The following is a 19,749-nucleotide window of genomic DNA, read 5'->3' as shown; positions in this document are numbered from 1 at the left end:
GCAGCGACTGGAAGACGTTGTTGAACACGATCCAGGAGCCGACGTCGTAACCGGCGGCCGGATCGACCGCGGTCACCTTGTCCGTGATGCCCATCGTGACGGACTTCCCGGTGGCCCCGCCGTCCGACCCTCCCGCCCCGCAGCCGGCGACCACGACCGCCGTCACCGTCGCGGAGAGCGGGAGCGCCAGTCGTTGGACTCGATTCCTCACAAGACTTCCTCACTACTTTGCGGTAACCTATACAGGCTCACGCGTATACAGTTGCTCATTCCCGATTCGCGTCAGACGGTCCCTTATCCTGCCAGGTGTCACCCTGCCGCCCGGAACCGGGGTGACGTGACCTGCCTGAAGGGCAGCTCAGGTCGGCGTCTTCAGATCACGCCGCACCGCATCGCGGCGGCCCTGACGCCCAAAGCCCTGAACCTAGCCGTCCTTGCGTGAATGCCGCATTGCCGCGCAGTGGATTCACCGTGAATGAATCGGAAATCGAGCCACCCGGCGTCGACGCGCGCGCCGAACTCCCGCCCCCTTCAGCGCTCGGCGGCCGTCCCCGCCGGAAGCCGGACGCGCGGCCGCGGCTCCACCCGGCTCGCGATGCGGCCCATCGAAGCGCATCCGGTGTGAACGGAGCGTGAGCCGGCGCCCGGGACGGCGCTCGTCCTCGGCCGCTCGCGACGGATGAGCGGCGGATCTGTGGTGGCGGAGGGCGCGGAACGCGAGAGGCGGCCCGCACCCGCGGAGGGTACGGGCCGCCCGGCCCGTCGATCGCCGTGCCGTGTGCGTGCCGCCCTGCTCAGAGGCGGACGGCACGCACGGGCGTCAGCGGCGGAGTGCCTTGAGCGCCTGGCGGACCAGGCTCACCCGGTCGGCCGCCGAGGGGACGTGCTCGAGGCCGAAGCCCAGCAGCACCGTGTCGTCCGTGACGACCGCCCCCTGCGTCAGCGGGCCGGTGCGCGCCCAGTCCCGCTGGACGGGAGGGCTGCCCGCGGGCGGACCGGCGACGCTCCAGGGGCCGAGGGAGGTTTCGAAGCCCTCGGTCTCGGTGACCGCCCCGCGGATGACCAGGGAGGTGTCGTCGAACTGGAGGCCCTGGCCGCCGGAGATCGGGTCGGTGATGTAGCTGAGCGAGACCTCGACCTTCTTGCCCGCGTAGGCGCTCAGGTCGAAGTTCACCTGCCGCCAGCCCCCGGAGGATCCCGTGAAGCCGTTCCAGGCACCGGAGGTGCCGGTGGCCTGGCAGCCCGCCCCACCCGGGGTCAGGTAGTGCGTGAGCCACGGGTGCTCGGCGACGTAGAATCCGGCCTCGCACTCGGCGGGAACCTGGGTGCTGGTGGCACCGCCCTTGTCGGGGAGGGTGGTCCAGTCGTCGGCGCCGACGGTGTGGATCTCCAGGATCGCGTTGTCGTAGCCGGGCTCGGTGTCCCACAGGAACTGCGAGCGGAGCGTCGGCGCGTCGGCCGCGCTGACCCCGCTCAGGTCGATCGTCCGGGTGAGCCGGTTGTAGGCGTCGTCGGTGTGGACGGCGGTGGCCATGAAGGAACCCGCGTAGGGCGCGTCCGAGGCGACGGAACCGGAGTACCGGCCGGCGCCCTTGCTCGCGAACTGCGGATACGTGGCGGTGTCGAGCCAGTCGGACGTCACCCGGTAGGTCCCCGCCGCGTCCAGCGGGTTGCCGGTGGCGCCGGTGAGCGGACCGTTGAAGGCGGCCAGCGCGCCCGTTCCGGCGAAGCCGGTGGCCCCGCTGGTCGACGTGCGCGAGTAGGCGCCCAGGTAGTACTGGCTGAAGTCGTTCGACGGGGTACCGTCCGCGAGGGCCACGTTGCCGCCCGCCCGTTCGCCCGCCTCGATCAGCTTGCCGCCCTCGTTGAGGTAGGCGCGCAGTTCGAGCTGGGTGGGGTTGCCCGGCACAGCCGCGCCGGTGTAATGCACGACGGTGCGGAAGTGTCCGAGGACCGCGAGCGCGTCGGGTGCGCCCTGCGTGGCGACGTCCCATACGGCCGCGCGGTGGCCGTTGGCCTTCAGCGCGTCGACGTACGCCTTGGTCTGGGTGGCGGCTGCGCCTTCCTCCGCGACGACGAGGGTGTCCGCCGAGGGGCGGTCGGCCACGGTGTAGGTGAAGTGGTCGCTGGAGACCTTCTTGCCGTTCTTGGTCCGGCCGGTGAACCACACCTCGACCTTGTCGCCGACGTCGCCGTCGCGGACCGTCGCGCGGTACTCGTCGAAGTAGAGGTTGTCCTCGCCGCCGAAGGTCTCGCCGCCCCGCCAGGAGCGCAGCGACTCGTCCTTGGTGCGGCCCCCGTTGACGCGGTAGTTGAGCTCCTTGTCGCGCAGCGACTTGCGCGCGACGACCGAGACCCCCTGGTCATGGCCGCGCGCGTAGGAGGTGGTGAAGGGCGCCGGGGTGAAGTCCGCGGCGTTCAGGCCCACGGAGGAGGTGGGGACGTCGGGGTGGGCGGCCGACTCCGCCACGGAGAGCGCGAAGGGGATGTTCTTCTCGAACTCCTGCTGGATCAGCTTCTCGTCGTCGGGGAAGTTGAACCCCGACTGGCAGTCGGAGGCCACCCACTGGTCGTCCGGGTCGATGTCGGACGCCGTCTGGCAGGTCGACATCTCGGGAGTGAACATCGCCAGGCCGTTGACGTTGGACGCGTGGCCGTCCGCCTCGCCGTTGGTGGTGTACAGCTCCGACGAGACCTGCGGGTGGTAGCCGGGGATCGCGGAGTTGTCCGGCGTGCCGGCCAGTGCCCTGTACAGGACGTCGTCGGGGGTGTCCGTGGCCACCTGCCAGCCGACTCCGTAGAGCAGTAGCTGGGCGGCGGAGTGGTAGTTGATGCCGTAGGTGAAGTCGATGCGCTTCTGGAAGGCGTCCAGCGCCCGCGTCTCCGGCTCGGAGTTCGGGCCCGCTCCGCGGTACGTCTCGCTGGCGGGGTTGGGCGAGGAACCCTCGTTGTCGTAGCCCCACTTGTAGGCGAAGTTGCGGTTGAGGTCGACGCCGTCACCCGCGGTGATGACGCCGTCGCCGTTGTTGTCGCGCAGGTTCTTGCGCCACAGGCGGGTGTCGTCGTCCTGGAAGGTGAAGTCGTAGCCGTCCGGGTTCGCCGATATCAGGAACCACAGTTCGGTGGAGTCCACGAGCTTCTTGATCCGCTTGTCGGTGCGGTAGTTGTCCAAGTAGTGGTGCATGAGCCGGCGGGTCATCTCCGGCGTGATCCACTCACGTGCGTGCTGGTTGGACATGTACAGCACGGAGGGTTTCGAGCCGTCCTTGGACTTCGCGGCGTCCTTGGTGAGCTTGAGGGCGAGAATGTCCTGCCCGCGTGTCGTCCTGCCGATCGAGACGACCTTGGTGAGCCCGGGGTTGGCGCGGTGGGTGGCGAGGATCTCTTCCTTGATGCCGCCCTTGCCGCTGTACGGGCGGAACACCTTGTCGGCCGCGTTCTGCACGCGTGCCTCGGCCTTGGCCCCGAGCGTCCGCTCCGTGAGCTCCACGCCCTTCTTCTCCAGGTCCTCCGCCTGCCTGCCGGTGAGGTAGACCTCGACCGTGGCCGTGCCCTGCGCCGGTGGCCGCTCGCTCAGCTCGTGCGCGTCCTGGCCGGCCTGGAGCAGCAGCGGGATCTGACTGCGGGTCACTTCCGCGCGGTACACCTTGACGGTGTCCGACTCGGTGGCGGCCGTTCCCGCGTCGCGGGCCTGGGCCATGGGTGCCACCGTCGCGCTGCACAGGATGAGGGCGCCGACCGCGGCGATCGTTAAGGATCTGGTTCTCACGAGCATCCCTTCACGTCGTTCCAGGACAGAGGCGCCAATCCCATAAGAAGTCGGGTCGCCAGTCAAGGTCCGGGGAAAAAGACGCCTCAGGGGGCCGGTGCGTCGTCGGATGGTCATTCCCCGTACGGCGACGGGGAATTCGGCCGCCATTGCCCTAAAGCCGGGACGTGGGGCCGGGAGAATTCCGGTATCACGGTGAACGCGGCTTGTGATGGGCCGGGCGTACGTATCGGTAGCCTGCTAATGACAGGAATACGCCGTTCCGTATTCACGATGTCCCGGCGCCTCCTCGTTTCCGGATCCGGGGCCTCGACGGCGAGGGCGAGCAGTTCCGTCAGCTTCTCGAAGTCCGCTGAGGCCAGGGGCTCTACGGGGAAGACGTAGCGCAGCATGACGAGGCCGTTCAGGTGCGCGCGGACCAGGGACGCGGACATCGGCGACAGCGGGGCCTCGTCGCGGGCGAGCCGCTCCAGGCACGAGGCGAGGGCCGCGTCGACGCGCGCGCGGAGCGTCGCGGCGATCGGCCCGTCCGACGTGCCGGTCCGGTAGACGGCGACCAGCGCCAGGCGGGTCGACTCGTCCTCCCAGACGGTGAGCAGTGTGCGGGCGAGCCGCCGCCCCCGGTTCGTGGCACCGGCTTCCGCCTCGTCGGCCGCGCTGCCGTCGAAGAGGGTGGACAGGTCGACGCGGGAGGACACCGCGTCCCGGAAGAGGGTGTCCTTGTCGCCGTAGAAGTAGTGGATCAACGCGGGGTCCACGTCCGCCTGCCGGGCGATCTCCCGCAGTGTGGTGCCCGAGTGGCCCTTGGCGGCGAAGAGTTCGAGCGCGGCGGTGAGGATCCGGTCCTTCCTGTCGCTCTTCCCGGGAGCGTCGCCCGCGTCGTCGCCCCGGGACCGCCGAGGGGATGGCCTCATGTCAGGCGGCACGGCGCCGGCCTTTCCGGGCTGCGGTGGTGGGCGCGGATGAGTGCGATCACGGTGTCCGCGGTGCGGTCGACGTACCTGCGGCCGTCGGGTGTGTGGGCGGTGCGGCTGATGTAGCTGGCCGGGCCGACGTGCGTGGCCGGATCGAGCGGGTGCACGGTGATCTTGCCGGCGCTGCGGGCGCGGTTCCAGCCGCTGCGGCCGAGCAGCGGCCAGCGCTGGGGGAAGATCCAGGTGCCGAGCCGTTCGATGCGGTCACCGGCACTGGTGAGCCGGTGCACATGCTCGGCGTGGGTGAGGTCGTTGGCGCCGTTGTGGAATCCGCCCAGCGTGATCAGCAGGAGGGGCGCGTGCAGCCGGGCGTGCAGTTCGTCGACCGCGCCGGTGGCGACCTGGGCGCCGCCGCTGTAGCTCAGCAGCACCACGGGGGTTGCGCTGTCGGGGCGGTAGCCGGCCAGCAGGAGCTGGGTGGCGATCTGGCGGCCGACGGCCCGGTTGTAGAGGGGGCGGTAGCGGCGGTCGGCCGCGACGAAGATCTGCATGACGTTGTGCAGGAACAGCAGCAGCCCGATGCGGCGGCGCAGCCATGCCCAGACCGGCCGTTCGGCCAGCGGGTCGGCGAGGGGCGAGTAGGGCTGGACCTGGCTGAGCACCCGCAGTTCGGGGGCCCTGGCGAGGAGGGCCGTGACCAGTTGGCCTCCGTCGCGGGTGTCGCGGACGCGGCGTTTGCCGATGCCGTCCAGGTAGACGAGGTAGGCGCCGGGGGGGTTGTCGGGTGCCGCGCCGCGGGCGTAGGGCATGCCCGCCGGGAGTTCGGTGACGGGGACGCGCCAGCGCGCACCGTAGGCCAGCACCTCGTAGCGGGCCAGCAGCGCTTCGGCGATCAGGGCCGGTCCGACGGCGAACGCCCACAGAAGGTACCCGTTCATGCCATCGCCTCCCGTGGTTCTGTCGCGCTGATCCTGATGACCAGACGCCGTACCGCCTCGACCGCGAGGCCGAGTCCGGCTCCCGCGACGGCCACGCAGCCGGCCGCGTCCCACCAGCCGATGCCGGTGGCCGCGGCGAGCGGGCCGGCCAGACCGGCCCCGACCCCTACGAAGAGCACGAGGTGGAGGAAGGGTCCGAGCCAGGGGAACGCGAGGATGCCGGCGAGCATCAGCGGGGCCGCCAGCTCCCCCGTCCACACCGGTCCGGCGTCCTGAGCCGGAGCGGACAGGGCCAGTTCGGCCAGGGTCGCCGCGGTGAGCGGCCACAGCGCGAAGACGGCGCTCTCGACGAGGCCGCCGCCCAGCAGCGATCCCGCCACGAGGCTGCGCGGCATGCCGGGTCGGCGCACGGCCAGGGGCACGATGCGCCCGGCGGCCTCGGACACCCCGGCGAGCCCGAGCAGGATCATGACGGCGATGGACATGGCTCAGCCCCGCCTCGGAGCGGGGGCGCAGACTCGTGCCCGGTCGGCGGGGCCGGTCGCACCCAGGTACGTTTCGAGTTCGTCCGCCGCGCGCCGGGATCCGCCGGCTTCGCGCTGGGCGGTCCGCAGGCGGGCCGCGGCCGCCCGGAACCCCGGACCCTTGAGCAGGCGCGCGGCGAGGCCGCGCACCGCCTCCTCGGTGATGTCCCGGGTGGGGATGGCGAGTCCGGCGCCGAGTTCCTCGACGCGACGGGCCACCATCGGCTGGTCGGCGCCCTGGGGGACGACGAGCATCGGCACCCCGGCGTACAGGGCCTCGTTGACGCTGTTCATACCTCCATGGGTGACGAACAGCGATGCGTGGGCGAGGACTTCGGGCTGCGGGACGAACCGGCGGACGAGCACGTTGGGCGGCAGCGGGCCCAGCGCGGCGGGGTCGGTGCGTCCGGTGGAGACGACGGCGGTGCCGGCCAGCCCGGCCAGGGCGGTGGCGAGGGTGCGCAGCAGTCGCGCGTCGGCGTTGAACACCGTGCCCAGCGAGGCGTACACCACGGGGTCCCGCAGCAGCCGGTCGACAGGGAACGAGGGGTCGGCCGGGCGGGCGCCGATGCTCGGGCCGACGAACCGGTAGGAGGCGTCGAACCGGTCGGCCTTGGGCTGGAAGGCCCGCGAGGTGAAGACGAGGTTGAGCGGCTGGCGGAGGTTGCCCAGGTCGGCCAGGGGCAGTCCGTGGGTGTCGTAGCGGCGGCGCAGGTCCCAGCGCGACCGCAGATAGCCCCGGACGCTGTCGGGCCGCGCCGCCGCGGCGCTCAGCAGGTCCCAGGAGCCGCGGGTCGGGCTCGGCACGAGCCGGTTGAACGCGAACGTGGTGAACGACGAGGCGGCGGGCACGCCGAGTTCATGGGCCGCGACCGCGCCCCACAGGCAGGCATTGTCGTGGACGATGAGGTCCGGCCGGATGTGGCGCAGGTCGGTGAGGACGGCGGGCAGCAGGCCTACGGCGCTGTCGGCCAGCCCCTTGAGCAGGGTGACCGGTGTCGGAGGATCGGGCAGGGGCTGCTCGCCGCCGGGGTAGAGGTACACCTCCGCGCCCGCGGCCTCGATCTCCTCACGGAAGGCGGCCGAGGTGTGGTAGGTGACGCGGTGGCCGCGCCGGACGAGTTCGGCGACCACCGGCAGGGTCGGGTTGACCCGGCCGTGCATGGCGATGTTGAGGAAGGCGATGGTGCTCACAGGAGGCCCCCTGACACGGAGGGTGCCGCCCCGGCCGGGGCCGGCGAAGGGGCGTCGGTTCGGTACAGGCCCGGGCCGCCGACGCGCAGCGCGTCGAGGAAGCCCCCCGCCGTGCGGTGCGCGGTGCTGATCAGGCGCTGGGAATGGCCGAAGTCCCAGGGCGCGGGCCAGGCGTCGATGCCGGTCGGCAGTACGACGGTCGGGACGTGCCGGGATATCTCGTCCAGATCGCGTTCGATCTGGTGGCGCATCAGGAGCACCCCCGCCCTGGCGGCGACCGCGCCGGCCCCGCGGCGCCGGTCGGTCCGGTCGGACGGTGCGCCCTCGGGACCGGTCGACAGCGCCACGACGCTGGCCGCGCCGGCCTGGAGGGCCGCCAGTACCGGAAGGTAGGCGATCACGCCGCCGTCGACGAGCGTCCTGTCCTCGCGCTCGACCGGGGGCAGGATTCCGGGGACCGCCGCACTGGCCAGCAGGGCGGACTCCAGGTCGCCGCGGTCGAGCAGCGCCGGGGCGCCGGTGTCCAGGTCCATGGCGACCGCCGTGAACGGGATGGGCAGTTCCTCGATCCGGGACGGCAGCCCGGACCGCTCGATCAGCCGGCGCAGGCCGCGGTCGGCGAAGACGCTGGCCCGTGAGGTCGGATAGCCGAGCGGGTACACCTCGCGGCGGCGCAGGCCGGTCCACACGCGGTCCAGCCAGGCCGCCGAACCGTCGGGATGGGCGGCCGCGATCGCCCCCAGAAGGGCACCCACCGAGGTGCCGATGATCATGTCGGGGACGAATCCGCGCTCTTCCAGTGCGTACCCCGCACCGACGTGCGCCGCCCCGAGCACGCCACCCGCGCCCACCACCGCGGCCACGGGGCGGGGAAGGGCGTCCAGGGAAGCCGATACCGGCCGCCCCGGCGTGCGGTCGCAGGGCCGGGGAAGTGCCAGGTCGCCGACCGCGGCGGTCAGGGGCCGCCCACGGCCGCGCCCACCCGCCGCGGCGCTCCCGGGGAAGTCCAAGCGTGGCAATGGCACCGGTATCCGGCCACGAGCAATCCTCATGATCCACCTCCTTCACCGCGGCACCTCTTCGGATCGGTGTCGCGGCCCGACGACCTCCCACCCCGTCCATCTTCGTTACAGCGGCGACAGTATCATTTAATACCGTCTCTCGTGCGACTTTCTTTGGACAGAGAACGGGGTACGACCAGCTCTCCGGCGCGGAACACGACGAAAAAGCCGCGCGGCCGGGGCGCCACGCGGCTGGAGGATCTTTCTGCGGCGTGCCTACGCCTCGCCGCCCGAGGGGTGGGCGAACCGGGTCAGCAGCTCGGTCAGCAGCTCGGACTCACCGGGGCCCAGATCGGCGACGAGCCGCTCGGCCAGGGGCTCCGCCGCCACATGGGCCGCGTCGAACAGCTCCAGGCCCGCGGGCGTGATCTCCACCGCCCGCACCCGCCGGTCCCCCGGCACGGCCCTGCGGACGGCGAGGCCCTTGCGCTCCAGGTCGTCCACGACCCGCATGATGCCCGCCTTGTCCGACCCCGTCGCCGCGGCCAGGTCCCGCTGCACCGTGGGACCGCGGTCGACCAGCACCATCAGCACGGCGAAGTGCCGTATCTCGATGCCGAGCGGCCGGAGCGCCTCCACCATCACCGCACCCGCGCGCCAGTGCGCCCGGCGCAGCAGCAGGCCCAGGGCGAACGGCGAGGTGTCCCCGGGGCGGTCGGTCGCACGCGAGGCGCTGGCTCCACGAGGGGTGTCGGCAGTCATGGACGCACATTAGCAGCCATACATCCGTTCGAGACCGTATCAAGTGAAACCAAATCCCGCCCCCGCCCCACCGCCTCGCTCCGGGCGCCCACCCCTCCGCCCGGAGCTGCGCGTACGCTCGGTGCGGGCACCAGCGATCAGGAGGTGGGCGGTGCGGCGGGCGTATCTGCTGTGGACGGTTGCGGCGGCCGGATTCGCCGTGGACCAGATCACGAAGGCGATCGCCGCGGTGGTCGTCGAGGGCCACGAACCCAGGCACGCCCTGGGCGGCGCGGTGACCTTCACCGCCTTCCGGAACTCCGGCGCGGCGGGCTCCTTCGCTCCCCGCGCGACCCTGCTGTTCACACTGGTGGCGATCGTCGCACTGGTGGCCATCGCGCGGGTCGCGGGGTCCATACGCTCCACGGGCTGGGCGGTCGGTCTCGGACTGATCTTCGCGGGCGCCGGCGGAAACCTCGCCGACCGCGTCTTCCGCACCCCGGGGTTGGGCCGGGGGGCCGTGCTGGACTTCATCCAGATCGGCGATTCCGGGATCTTCAACCTCGCCGATCAGTGCATCACGGCCGGCGCCGTGCTCGTTCTCATCCAGAGCTTCCGCGGTGTCCCCCTGCGCGCCGCCGTCACGAGCGGCGCCGGGAACCAGGCGCTGGAGCGTTAGGGCGGCGCTCACGCCGCGGGCCGGGGCGCGCACCCCGGGAGCCGCGTGGCGTCACGCCGCCGGCTCGATCTCCCCGCCGAACGGGGCGGCCCCGTCGGCCTCGCCGCCCTCACCCTCCGCCGGCAGCCACGACTCGGCCCATGTCGAGATCTCCCGGACGACCTCCTCCAGGGCGCGGCCCTTGGCGGTGAGGCGGTACTCGATGGTCACCGGGGTGGTCGGAAGCACGTGGCGTTCGACGACGCCTTCCTGCTCGAAGCGCTTGAGGCGGTCCGACAGCAGCTTGTCGGTGATGTCGGGGATGGCGTCGCTGATCTGCCGGAAGTGCGTCGCGCCCCGGAGCAGCTCGCGCAGGATCACCCCTGCCCACCGGCGGCCGATCATCTCGACGGCCAGGTGGTACCGAGGGCAGAAGTCGGGCTCGTAGCTGCTCATACCACCGAGCTTACCAAAAGATAGCGACTTGCCGACAGGGATCGGCTCTATTAGCCTTCCCAGAGCCAGCCGCTTTCCATTAGATAGTCACTATCCCAGGGGCTGGCGGGCACCCTCCACGAACAAGGACTGACCTGAGATGACCGCACCGTTCGAGCCCATCACCCTCGGGGAAACCCGGGTCCCCCACCGCATCTTCATGTCGCCCATGACGCGCAATCGCGCGACCGCCGAGGGCGGACTGGCCACCGAGTCCATGGTCGACTACTACGTGCAGCGGGCCGGGGCGGCCGCGCTGATCATCACCGAGGGCACCCAGCCCAGCCGGGTCGGCCAGGGCTACCTCGCGACCCCCGGCCTGCACAGCGACGAGCAGGTGGCCGCCTGGCGCACCCTGACCGACGCCGTCCACGCGGCCGGCGGCACGATCTTCGCCCAGATCATGCACTCCGGGCGGATCGGCCACCGGGACCTGACGGGTCTGGTCCCGGTCGCGCCCTCCGCCGTGCGCGCGCCCGGCGTCACGTACACCGCCGAGGGGCCCAAGGAGCACGACGTCCCGCGCGAACTGACCGAGGAGGAGATCCTCGGAACCATCGCCGACCACGTCTCGGCGGCGCGCAACGCCGTCGCCGCCGGTTTCGACGGCGTGGAGCTGCACTCGGCCTCCGGCTACCTGCTCCACCAGTTCCTCTCCGACAGCGTCAACCTCCGTACCGATCGCTGGGGCGGCAGCACCGAGAACCGCATCCGCTTCGTCGTGGAGACCGTCAGGGCCGTGGCCGACGCCATCGGCGCACAGCGCGTCGGACTGCGCATCTCCCCCGGCATCACGGACCAGGGCATCGTCGAGAACGATCCCGTCGAGCTGTACACCGCCCTGCTGACCGCCCTGTCCGACCTGCCGCTCGCCTACGTCCACACCCGCGAGCAGGCCGGACGCGATCTGACGCGCAAGCTCCGTGCCGCCTGGCCCGGCACCCTCGTCCTCAACCCCCAGTACGACGACGAGCGCCCGCCCCACGAGGCCGTCGACGACGTCTTCACCGAGGGAGTCGCCGACGCCGTCACCCTCGGCCGCGCCTTCCTCGCCAACCCCGACCTCGTCACCCGCATCAAGGCCCAGGGGCCCTACAACACCCCGGACCCGGCGAGCTACTACGGCGGGGACGAGCGGGGCTACACCGACTACCCGGCCCTCGTCTGACCCCGCCCGCGTGCCCCCGCCCGGCGGCGCGCCACGTGCGGACGCGCCGGGCGCCTCCCTGCCGGTGAGGCGCCCGGCGCTCTGGTAGGACTCGTCACACGGGCGGGCGGGGCACGGGTTCCGACGCCGTCCGGACGTACGGAGGCCACGAGCTTGCCCCACTCCCCAGCCGCCCGCGCCGGCCGCTTCCTGCGGGACGCCCTGCGCCCCGGCGGCGGCCCCGGCTACCGGTACGCGCCCGGTCTGCGCGCGGCGGTGAGCATGGGCATCCCCCTGACCGCCGGCGCCGCCACCGGCCACCTGCCGTTGGGGCTGACCGCCACCATGGGCGCGTTCACCGCCGTGTACGGCGCGAAGGAGCCCTACGCCAGGCGCGCGGTGCTCCTGGCCGGGGTGGGGGCGGGCTTCGTGCTCTCCGTCGCCGCGGGGTCGCTCGCCGGGGGCAGGATCTGGCTCGCACCCGTGATGATCGGCCTTGTCGGCGCGGTCGCCACGTACGTCTGCGACGCGCTGCGGATCGGGCCGCCGGGCGGCTACCTCTTCGCCCTCGCCTGCGCCATGTCCACTCCGCTGCCCTTCGACGGGGCGGCGACCGGGCAGCGGGTCACGCTCACCGCGGCCGGCGCGGCCTGCGCCTGGCTGGTCTCGATGTCGGGGTACCTGGTCGACCGCCGCCGCCCGGAGACCACGGCGGTCGCCGACGCCTACGAGCAGCTCGCCGCCCACCTCGACGCGATCGGCGGCCCCCGCCAGGATGCCGCCCAGCACCAGGCGGCCATCGCACTGCGCACCGCCTGGTACGCCGTCGCGGCCCCGCCCCAGCCCCGGGGCCGGACGGGCGGCCGGGCACGGCTGCGACCCGCGGTGCGGCAGGCCCATCATGTGTTCGCCGCCGCCGTCCGCGCCGCCGCCGCATCGCGTGAGCCGCTCCCGGACGATCTGGCCGGGGCGCTGCGCAGCACCGCCGGCTGCCTTCGCGAGCGGCGCACCCCTCCCCCGCTCCCGGCCCCCGGACCCGGCGGGGAGCCCGCCGCGTGGCGTGCCGTGCGCGGCGAGGTCGAGCAGGCCGTCCACGATGCCGTGTCGGGGGCACCGCCGGACGACGCGGGGGAACTCCTCGAACCGTCCAGCGCCACACGGCTGCTGGCCTCCGCCAGGAAACGGCACTCTCTGGTCCTGCCCGCCGCGCTGCGCGTCGGATCGGGCGCCGTCATCGCCGGCTGGCTCGCCCACCTGAGCGGATTCGCACAGCCCTACTGGGCCTCCGGCGCCGCCATCGTCGTCCTGCAGGGCGCGAACGTCACCACCGTGATCCGGCGCGGCCTGCAGCGCGGCGCGGGCACCGCCGCCGGCGTCCTCCTCGGCGGCACCGTCCTGGCCCTCCACCCCGGCGCGGCCGCCCTCGTGGCGGCCGTGATGCTCGCACAGTTCGCCGCGGAAGCCGTCCTGGCCCACAACTACGCGCTCGGCGTCGCCTTCATCACCCCCCTGTCGCTGTTCCTGACCGAGGCCGCGCAACCGGCCCTGCCCGTGGACCAGCTCGTCACCGCCCGCCTCCTGGACACCGCCTGCGGCTGCGTCGTCGGTGTGGCGGCGGGTCTGAGCCTGTGGCGGCGCACCTCGACCGTCCGGCTCCCCAGCACCCTCGCCCACGTCATCCACGCGGAGGGCACGGCCTGGCACCTGATCCTCACCACCGACGACCCCGGGAGCGGCGCCGCCGCCACGGCCCGGCACCGCCTGCGCACCGAGCTGATCAACCTCCGCACGGTCGCCGACAGCGCCGCCGGAGACCGCCCGGCCCCCCGCGAACTCGCCCGGCTCTGGCCGGCGATCGCCGCCACCCAGCAACTCGGCTATCTGGCCGTCTCCACCACCCGCCCGCCGCGGCCGCGGCCCGCCCCCGGCGACGCCGCCCGTGTCCGGCGTGCCTTCGACACCCTCGCCGACTCCGCCGCGACCGGCGCCCCTCCCCCGCCCCTCGACCTTCCCCGGCGCGTGCTGCCGGCCCGCCTCGACGCCGTACTGCACGCCCTGTACAGCGCCCTGAGCGCCCCTCACACCGGGGAGTGCGGCCGTCGGCCGCTACGGCGCGGGCGGCGCTGAGCCCGCCTGGGCGCGCCGGTCCCACCGCCGGAAGCGGGAGTCCCTCAGCACCCGGCGCGCTGCGAGCACACCCGATGCGGCGTTGTTGCCGGCGCCGGGCCAGGTCGCGGCACCTGTCAAGTAGAGGCCGGGGATCGCCGTGCGGTAGCCGCCGTGTCCGGGCATCGGCCGGAACAGGAAGTTCTGGGTTAGGTGGTGGCTGCCGCCGGTGCTGTCGCCGCCCACCAGGTTGGGATCGGCCGCCTCCAGGTCCCGCGGGGTGTACGAGGTGACGTGGGCGATGCGTTCCCGGCTGCCGGGCGCATACCGCTCCAGTTTGGCCAGCACCCGGTCGGTCATCGCGTCGGCCACCTCAGGCCAGTGGGTCCGCTCGATCGCGCCCGCCGCGTCACCGCGGATGCGGGTGGGCATCGTACGGACCTGGATCCACACGACGTGCCGGCCCTCGGGGGCCCGGGTCGGGTCGACCGCGGAGGTCTGCCCGACGATCAGCGGCGGGGCGGCGGGCAGCAGCCCCGCCTGGGACTCGGTGTAGGTCCGCGCCAGGTCGTCGACGTACGGCGCCACATGGACGTACCCGAAGCCGGACAACTCCTCTCCCGCCGCCCAGGGCAGGGGGCCGTCGAGCGCGAGGTGCACCATCAGCGTGCCCGGGCCGTAGAGGAAGCGGTCCGCCCCGCGCCGCACCCGCGCGGGAACCAACTCCGGCTCCAGCAGGTGCTGGTACAGCACGCCCGGACCGGTGTTCGCGATCACCGCGCGCCGCGCCCTCAGCGTGCCGCCGTCCGCGGTGCGCACGCCGACAGCACGCCCGTCACGGCACAGCACACGGTCGACGCCGGCGCCGGTGCGGACCTCGCCGCCGTGGTCGGCGAGCACCGCCGCGAGCGCCTGCGGCAGCCTTTGTGCGCCGCCCTCGACGACGGCCATGCCGTTCTCCATGTCCGCGAACAGTTCCAGGAAGGGGAACATCGCCCCGCCGGACACGTCCGGTGCGAAGTCCAGGTGCATGCCCCAGCAGGCCGCCATCGCCTGCGCCTCGCGTGTGGCGAACCAGGCCTCGCCCAGTTCACGGGTGCTCATGAGCAGCGTGTGCGCGAGGTCGCCCGCGCCGCCTACGCCGTGGCGCCGCAGCAGACCCAGGACCTCGGCGCCGCCGACGAGGACGGCAGCGCGGACCCGTAGAGCGCGAACAGGTGCGGTGCGAACCGCTGGTACTCGCGGTACAGGCCGGCGAAACCCTCGGCGTCCCCGGGGTCGTGTGCCGCCAGTTCCTCCATCGTGCGTGCGTGGTCGCCGTACACGCAGATGCCGCGGCCGCCGGGGAACACATTGGCGTAGGGGCGGTCGGTGGTGCGGAACCGCAGCCCGTGGCGGGCCAGTTCGGCGCCGAAGTCGGCGTAGGCCCGGGAACCGAGGAAGAGGTTCTGGTTGGTGGAGTACAGGTCGTGCACGAACCCGGGCAGGGTCACCTCGCCGCCGGCGATGGCGCCGCCCACGGCGGCGTTGCGCTCCAGCACGGCCACCGACCACCCCGCCCGCGCCAGGTACAGGGCCGCCACCAGTCCGTTGTGGCCGCCGCCGACCACGACCGCGTCGTAGGTGTCCGCGGCCGTCATCGCCCCGTCCTCCCCGCGCCGCGGGGCCTCCCGTGTCCACTAAGGATCATGGTCCTGTCCCTCGTCGTCCTTCGTCCGCCGGCGGGGCGCCCCCGGGGCCGCTCGGGCGGGCGATCAGCAGGGCCGTGTCGTCGGTACCGGGGGCGGTCCGCAGGGCGTGTTCGAGGAGGCTGTCCGCGACGGCGTCCACTCCCAGATCGGCCGTCGCCATCAGGTGCCGCACGAGGTCGCCCGCGGCGGACTCCGCGTCGACTCCGGGCGACTCCACGAGGCCGTCCGTGTACAGCGCCAGCAACGTGCCCGGGGGCAGCGGGATCTCGGTGGTCGGGTAGTCGCCGTCAGGTGCGATGCCCAGCAGCAGTCCCGGCGTCAAACCGAGGATCTCCGCGCTCCCGTCGGGCCGCCGGATCAGGGGCGGGGGGTGCCCGGCGGTGGCCAGGCGGGCGATGTGCCGCTCCAGGTCGATGTGGGCGAACAGGCAGCTGGTGAACAGGCCGGGGTCCAGATCGGAGAGCAGTCGGTTGGTCCGGGCCAGCACGTCGCCGGGTGCGGAATGGGCGGTGGCGTGGGCGTGCACGGCGATGCGCACCTGCCCCATGAGGGCGGCGGCCTGCAGATTGTGGCCCTGCACGTCGCCGATGGTGACGGCCGCGCACCGGGGACCGCAGTGGATGAGGTCGTAGAAGTCGCCGCCGATCTCGCTCCCGTGGCCGGCCGGCAGGTAGCGGGCCGCGACCTCGAGACCGGGGATCCGCGGCAGTTCCTTGGGCAGCAGGCCGGTCTGCAGCGTGCGGGCGAGCTGGTGCTTGGTGTCGTAGAGGTGGGCGCGGTCCAGCGCCTGCGCGATGAGCCCGGCCAGGGCGATCAGGACGTTCCGCTCGGCCTGCGGGAAGGGACGGGGCCGGTCGTAGGACAGGACCAGCAGTCCGACGGGGCGGCCCGAGGTGATCAGCGGGAGGAAGGCCCACGCGTCCCGGTTCCGGAAGCGGAGGGCCTGCGGGTAGGCGCGGTGCAGATCGGCGAAGCTGGTGAAGAACAGCGGGGTGCCCCGGCTCAGGGCGCGGGCGGTCACGATGGAGGAGGTCAGGGGCGTTCCGTCGACCTTGGCCATGAACTCGTCGCTGTAGCCGCGGTGGCCGACGACGCGCAGCCGGCCGCCCTCGGCGGTGAGCACGACCAGGCCCTGGGCCTCGAACGCCGGGACCAGCTGGTCGGCGACCTGGTCGACCACGTCCTGCACGCCGACCGCCTCGGTGAGCGTCGCGGCCAGATACATCAACTGGTACATCTCCGAGGCGCCGACCGGGGCGCGGGCGCCCGGGGGAAGCGCCGGCCCGTCAGCGGCCTGCTCGGGCGCACCCGCCGCCGGGGTCACGGTGACGCTGACCCCCGAGGCTCCTGGCACGAGGCGGAAGGACAGCCACTGGTCAGGGGGGCGCAGGGCGGTGAACGACGTGCTCTGCTTGCTGATGACGGCGGCGCGGTACGCGTCCTCGAACGCCGGGCCGTCGACCCACAGCAGCCGTTCCCAGGGCAGTGAGCCCATCAGGTCCGCGGCACCGGCGCCGAGCAGGTCGGCGGCCGCGGCGTTGAGGAACCTGACCCGGCCCTCCAGGTCCAGCGAGCAGCACCCGGTCGGCAGCCGTTCCGCGAAGTCGTACGCCGCCAGCGCCTCGGCCCGCCCCGGCTCACGGCGGCGCACCGCCCGCAGGATGAGGGGGTCGGCGCCGGCCACGACGGGCTGGCCCCGGTCCGAGTAGTGCCGCAGGAGCCGCCCCGACCTGCCGCAGAAGATCCCGATGGCGTCCCGCTCGCCGGGGCTCAGTACCGGGGGGTGCCAGACCGGCCACAGCAGGCACACCGCCCCCCACGCCTCGCCGCCGTCCATGATCGGAGCCGCCGCCAGCATGATCTCGTAGGGGGCCACCAGCGCGACCCGGGGGAAGCGCTCGGCCAGTTCCCGGGAATTGCCCACCCAGACCAGCGACTGTTCCCGCACGGCCTGCGCCACCGGCGCCGCGTCGTCGAGCGCGATCCGTGCCCAGGGGGCGGCGATCCGCCGGGAGGTACCGGACAGCGCCACCAGGTCCAGCGCACGCGCCTCCGGCGCGAGCACATAGAGCATGCCCACCGCGGTGTCGGTGTTCCGGACGAGTCGCTCGAACAGGCCGGCGAGACGCCGCATACCGCCCGTTTTCTGCGTCACGTCATGCCGGGTCACCGCGTTCGCCCCCGTCGCCTTGGTGCCGGGACCCGTGGGCCGGACAACGGCGGTAGCGTGCGCGCCGAGCCGTCCGCCGGTGGCGCTGAGCCTCGCGGCCACCACACCGCTCTGGTCCCATAACCGGACCATACGCCCCAAGGGGCGCTACGGCATCCACAGGCGCCGACTACCGCGGGCGACCGTCACCGACCGTGATTGCCGCAGGTCAGAGCGGGCACGGGGGAAGGACCGGGAATGCCGGGATCAGCCGCCCGGTAGGGGCGGCCTGGCGGTGCCGTGGATGCTCCGGGTGCGCGAGGCGTAGGCGCCGCGGCCGATGAAGGGGATCAAGAGGCGGACGGAGCGCGGGGCGCCGGTCAGCGGGCCCCTGGCGGCGCGGGTTCCCTCCTCGTGGGCCGGCATGCCGGACAGCAGTGCGAGCGTCTTCGTGTCGTGGCCTGCGAAGGTGTGCCCGGCGAGCCCGGCCCACTCCGCCGCGGTGACGTGCCGCGCGCCGCGGGGCGGACCTCCTTCTCCTCCAGCCCGTGATGCCGGACCGCCCATAGGGTCAACCGCTCGATCGCCGCCGCCAGTTCACCGCCGGACCGGGCTGTCGAACGCCAGTCGGCGAGGTACCGGAGGAAAATCGAGCGCGCGCCTTCGATGGCCCGGTGCTGCTCCCGCATCACCGGGACGACGGCAGCGGCGGTGTGACCGCCGCGTGCGGTGAGCAACGGCCACAGCAGCAGGTCCTGTCCCCGGTGGTGCCGCTGCAGGAGATGGCACCCAGCGCGACGTGGTCGGAGACGACGGCCACGCGCCGGACGTCGCCGGGCTTGCACACCGCGTACGGCCTTGGGGAGCACGGGCATGTCAGCACGTCGACCATCGGCCGGTCGGCTGCCGGGTGCACGGGATCCTGTGGTTGGCGGTGCCGGGTGGCGGTGCCGGGTGGCGGTGCCGGGTGCCGCGCCGGGAGGCAGGGGCGCGGCGCCCGTCGTCATGCGGACCGGTCAGACGAGCTTGGCCGTCAGCGTGATGCCCGTGCCCGCGAGGGCCTGGCTGACCGGGCAGTTCTCCTTGGCGTCCGCGGCCGCCGCGGCGAACGCGTCCTCGTCCAGGCCCGCCACGGTGCCCTCGACGGTGAGGTGCACGCCGGTGATGCCCACGCCCGGCTCGAAGGTGACGTCCGCCGAGGTGACCAGCTTCGTGGGCGGCGTGCCCGCACCGGTCAGGCCGTGCGAGAGGGCCATGGAGAAGCAGCTGGAGTGGGCCGCGGCGATCAGTTCCTCCGGACTGGTCCTGCCCTTTGCGTCCTCGGCGCGCGAGGGCCACGACACCGGCTGCCGGCCGATGCCGGAGGAGTCGAAGGTGACGGTGCCCTTGCCGCCGAGCAGGTCGCCGTCCCAGACGGTGTGCGCGCTACGCGTGGTTGCCACGATGAACCTTTCAGGGGTGACTCGATCATGTTCCGCGCCGCCGACGCTCTCAGAGCGGGCGCCCCCGGGCCATCGGGAGAACTCCCCATCTTCCGGCCGGGCCCGTGAACGCGTGGACGGGAGGAAATACCGATGGACAGTGGCGGGGCGGACCCCTGCACGCCTGCACGAGGCGCGCACGGGCCCGGCCCCTCAGGGGTGTGGCGTGGCCGCGGCTACCGCATGCCCTCGGTGACGACGTCCATGTCGGAACTGAAGATGACGATCTTCTCGATCAGGTCCCCGTCGCACTGGAGGATCTCCGACCCCAATGCCGACTTGCCGCCCGGGAAACCGAAGTCCCAGGACCAGTGGATGAATTCGCGGTTGTGGGAGTGACCCGTCAGGAGGCCGCTCAGCGGCGGGGCCTGCTGCTGCACGACGCTGATGTATTCGTTGAGGGCGTCCCGTCCCTCGAATACGTGGTCGGGCTCCATGAACGTGATGTTCTCGGTGTAGATGCCCTCCATCGCCCTGGCGCGCGCGACCGGGTCCGGGGTCATCCAGACCTCCAGATGCCGGGCGATGAGCACCCGGGCCCGGTCCGACCCGCCGGTGAGCGTCAGGTGGAGGCGGGAGATCCGCCCGTCCGGGTCGAGGGAGGCGGAGACCTGGCCGCTGCCGGAGCAGCCGTTGCCCCGGAGGTCCAGTCCTGCCTGGCTCCACGTGCCCGTGAGGGAGCCGTCCGCCGCGGCGGAGGACGTCCAATGGTGCTTGGACTCCTTCCAGCCGGCGGCCTGCGTCCGGTGGAGGTCCACGGCCAGATCCCGGCCCCGGACCATGTCGCCGCTGTGCATCAGCACCACGTCCTCGGCGAGGATGTCGCGAAGGCCGTCCAGGTGCGAGTCACCGCCGTCGGCGGAGTCCACGATCTCGAAATAGCGGTCGAGCATCGTCGTCACGCTTGCATTCCATTCTGTCTGCACTTGCGAACGGGCGCC

17 protein-coding genes and 2 pseudogenes are annotated in these 19,749 nt (G+C 72.8%); 3 read left to right on the top strand and 16 right to left on the bottom strand.

The features are described 5' to 3' along the window. The 8 genes and pseudogenes from PV342_RS37945 to PV342_RS37910 form a co-directional block, all read right to left on the bottom strand. Positions 1-211, bottom strand: a pseudogene (locus PV342_RS37945) (ABC transporter substrate-binding protein); the annotation flags it as partial. 609 nt (positions 212-820) lie between these two features. Next, positions 821-3,775 carry a M14 family metallopeptidase gene (locus PV342_RS37940; RefSeq protein ID WP_500320708.1) on the bottom strand — a complete coding sequence of 985 codons (2,955 nt, stop codon included), beginning with the start codon at positions 3,773-3,775 and terminating at the stop codon, positions 821-823. 107 nt (positions 3,776-3,882) lie between these two features. Then, a complete protein-coding gene (locus tag PV342_RS37935; RefSeq protein ID WP_400809311.1) occupies positions 3,883-4,683 on the bottom strand; it encodes a TetR/AcrR family transcriptional regulator in 801 nt (266 codons plus the stop codon). Next, complete coding sequence (locus tag PV342_RS37930) at positions 4,680-5,621, bottom strand: hypothetical protein (RefSeq protein WP_500320705.1); 942 nt, start codon at positions 5,619-5,621, stop codon at positions 4,680-4,682. The genes PV342_RS37935 and PV342_RS37930 overlap by 4 nt, the downstream gene beginning before the upstream one ends. Further along, positions 5,618-6,106, bottom strand: coding sequence for a hypothetical protein (locus tag PV342_RS37925; protein WP_500320703.1), 489 nt, complete (start codon positions 6,104-6,106; stop codon positions 5,618-5,620). Before PV342_RS37925 ends, PV342_RS37930 begins: the two co-directional genes overlap by 4 nt. Before the next feature lie 3 nt (positions 6,107-6,109). Beyond that, positions 6,110-7,339 carry a macrolide family glycosyltransferase gene (locus tag PV342_RS37920; RefSeq protein ID WP_500320701.1) on the bottom strand — a complete coding sequence of 410 codons (1,230 nt, stop codon included), beginning with the start codon at positions 7,337-7,339 and terminating at the stop codon, positions 6,110-6,112. After that, the gene (locus PV342_RS37915) at positions 7,336-8,202 is read right to left on the bottom strand and encodes a patatin-like phospholipase family protein (protein WP_500320700.1); all 867 of its coding nucleotides are present in this window, start codon (positions 8,200-8,202) and stop codon (positions 7,336-7,338) included. Before PV342_RS37915 ends, PV342_RS37920 begins: the two co-directional genes overlap by 4 nt. Before the next feature lie 414 nt (positions 8,203-8,616). Next, the gene (locus tag PV342_RS37910; protein WP_386997931.1) at positions 8,617-9,102 is read right to left on the bottom strand and encodes a MarR family winged helix-turn-helix transcriptional regulator; all 486 of its coding nucleotides are present in this window, start codon (positions 9,100-9,102) and stop codon (positions 8,617-8,619) included. Positions 9,103-9,253: 151 nt separating this feature from the next. On the opposite strand from PV342_RS37910, the gene PV342_RS37905 reads away from it, so the two are divergent. Further along, entirely contained in the window at positions 9,254-9,760 is a 507-nt protein-coding gene (locus PV342_RS37905; RefSeq protein ID WP_500320698.1) for a signal peptidase II, read from the top strand. Positions 9,761-9,811: 51 nt separating this feature from the next. On the opposite strand, the gene PV342_RS37900 is transcribed toward PV342_RS37905, so the two are convergent. Beyond that, positions 9,812-10,195 carry a winged helix-turn-helix transcriptional regulator gene (locus PV342_RS37900; protein ID WP_500320696.1) on the bottom strand — a complete coding sequence of 128 codons (384 nt, stop codon included), beginning with the start codon at positions 10,193-10,195 and terminating at the stop codon, positions 9,812-9,814. Between the two features lie 139 nt (positions 10,196-10,334). On the opposite strand from PV342_RS37900, the gene PV342_RS37895 reads away from it, so the two are divergent. Both PV342_RS37895 and PV342_RS37890 read left to right on the top strand, forming a co-directional pair. Further along, positions 10,335-11,402, top strand: coding sequence for an alkene reductase (locus PV342_RS37895; RefSeq protein WP_500320694.1), 1,068 nt, complete (start codon positions 10,335-10,337; stop codon positions 11,400-11,402). Between the two features lie 153 nt (positions 11,403-11,555). After that, a complete protein-coding gene (locus tag PV342_RS37890; RefSeq protein ID WP_500320692.1) occupies positions 11,556-13,508 on the top strand; it encodes an FUSC family protein in 1,953 nt (650 codons plus the stop codon). Here the strand turns inward: PV342_RS37890 and PV342_RS37885 are convergent. The 7 genes and pseudogenes from PV342_RS37885 to PV342_RS37855 form a co-directional block, all read right to left on the bottom strand. Next, positions 13,488-14,591: a phytoene desaturase family protein gene (locus PV342_RS37885; protein WP_500320690.1), complete on the bottom strand. Its 1,104-nt coding sequence runs from the start codon at positions 14,589-14,591 to the stop codon at positions 13,488-13,490. The two genes, PV342_RS37890 and PV342_RS37885, sit on opposite strands and share 21 nt — an antisense overlap. Before the next feature lie 32 nt (positions 14,592-14,623). Beyond that, entirely contained in the window at positions 14,624-15,127 is a 504-nt protein-coding gene (locus PV342_RS37880) for a phytoene desaturase family protein (RefSeq protein ID WP_500320688.1), read from the bottom strand. 46 nt (positions 15,128-15,173) lie between these two features. After that, a complete protein-coding gene (locus tag PV342_RS37875) occupies positions 15,174-17,333 on the bottom strand; it encodes a SpoIIE family protein phosphatase (RefSeq protein ID WP_500320686.1) in 2,160 nt (719 codons plus the stop codon). 261 nt (positions 17,334-17,594) lie between these two features. Then, positions 17,595-17,894 (bottom strand): hypothetical protein, encoded by a 300-nt coding sequence (locus PV342_RS37870; protein ID WP_400809317.1) that lies wholly within the window; start codon positions 17,892-17,894, stop codon positions 17,595-17,597. 11 nt (positions 17,895-17,905) lie between these two features. Continuing rightward, positions 17,906-18,202 (bottom strand): annotated as a pseudogene (locus PV342_RS37865) (hemerythrin domain-containing protein); the annotation flags it as partial. A gap of 141 nt (positions 18,203-18,343) precedes the next feature. Further along, entirely contained in the window at positions 18,344-18,769 is a 426-nt protein-coding gene (locus tag PV342_RS37860) for an OsmC family peroxiredoxin (protein ID WP_386997937.1), read from the bottom strand. Between the two features lie 215 nt (positions 18,770-18,984). Next, entirely contained in the window at positions 18,985-19,710 is a 726-nt protein-coding gene (locus PV342_RS37855) for a hypothetical protein (RefSeq protein ID WP_500320684.1), read from the bottom strand. Positions 19,711-19,749: the final 39 nt, after the last annotated feature.

The sequence above is a fragment of the Streptomyces sp. PA03-3a genome, from assembly GCF_033792735.1.
GTDB lineage: Bacteria > Actinomycetota > Actinomycetes > Streptomycetales > Streptomycetaceae > Actinacidiphila.
Note: the sequence above shows the minus strand (reverse complement) of the source record. Positions and strands in the feature narration are given on the sequence as shown.

Bases quoted from the DNA above. Each gene is read 5' to 3' on its own strand.
- PV342_RS37940 (WP_500320708.1), bottom strand. From the start codon at position 3,775: ATGCTCGTGAGAACCAGATCCTTAACGATCGCCGCGGTCGGCGCCCTC.
- PV342_RS37935 (WP_400809311.1), bottom strand. From the start codon at position 4,683: ATGAGGCCATCCCCTCGGCGGTCCCGGGGCGACGACGCGGGCGACGCT.
- PV342_RS37930 (WP_500320705.1), bottom strand. From the start codon at position 5,621: ATGAACGGGTACCTTCTGTGGGCGTTCGCCGTCGGACCGGCCCTGATC.
- PV342_RS37925 (WP_500320703.1), bottom strand. From the start codon at position 6,106: ATGTCCATCGCCGTCATGATCCTGCTCGGGCTCGCCGGGGTGTCCGAG.
- PV342_RS37910 (WP_386997931.1), bottom strand. From the start codon at position 9,102: ATGACTGCCGACACCCCTCGTGGAGCCAGCGCCTCGCGTGCGACCGAC.
- PV342_RS37900 (WP_500320696.1), bottom strand. From the start codon at position 10,195: ATGAGCAGCTACGAGCCCGACTTCTGCCCTCGGTACCACCTGGCCGTC.
- PV342_RS37895 (WP_500320694.1), top strand. From the start codon at position 10,335: ATGACCGCACCGTTCGAGCCCATCACCCTCGGGGAAACCCGGGTCCCC.
- PV342_RS37885 (WP_500320690.1), bottom strand. From the start codon at position 14,591: ATGAGCACCCGTGAACTGGGCGAGGCCTGGTTCGCCACACGCGAGGCG.
- PV342_RS37880 (WP_500320688.1), bottom strand. From the start codon at position 15,127: ATGACGGCCGCGGACACCTACGACGCGGTCGTGGTCGGCGGCGGCCAC.
- PV342_RS37870 (WP_400809317.1), bottom strand. From the start codon at position 17,894: ATGGGCGGTCCGGCATCACGGGCTGGAGGAGAAGGAGGTCCGCCCCGC.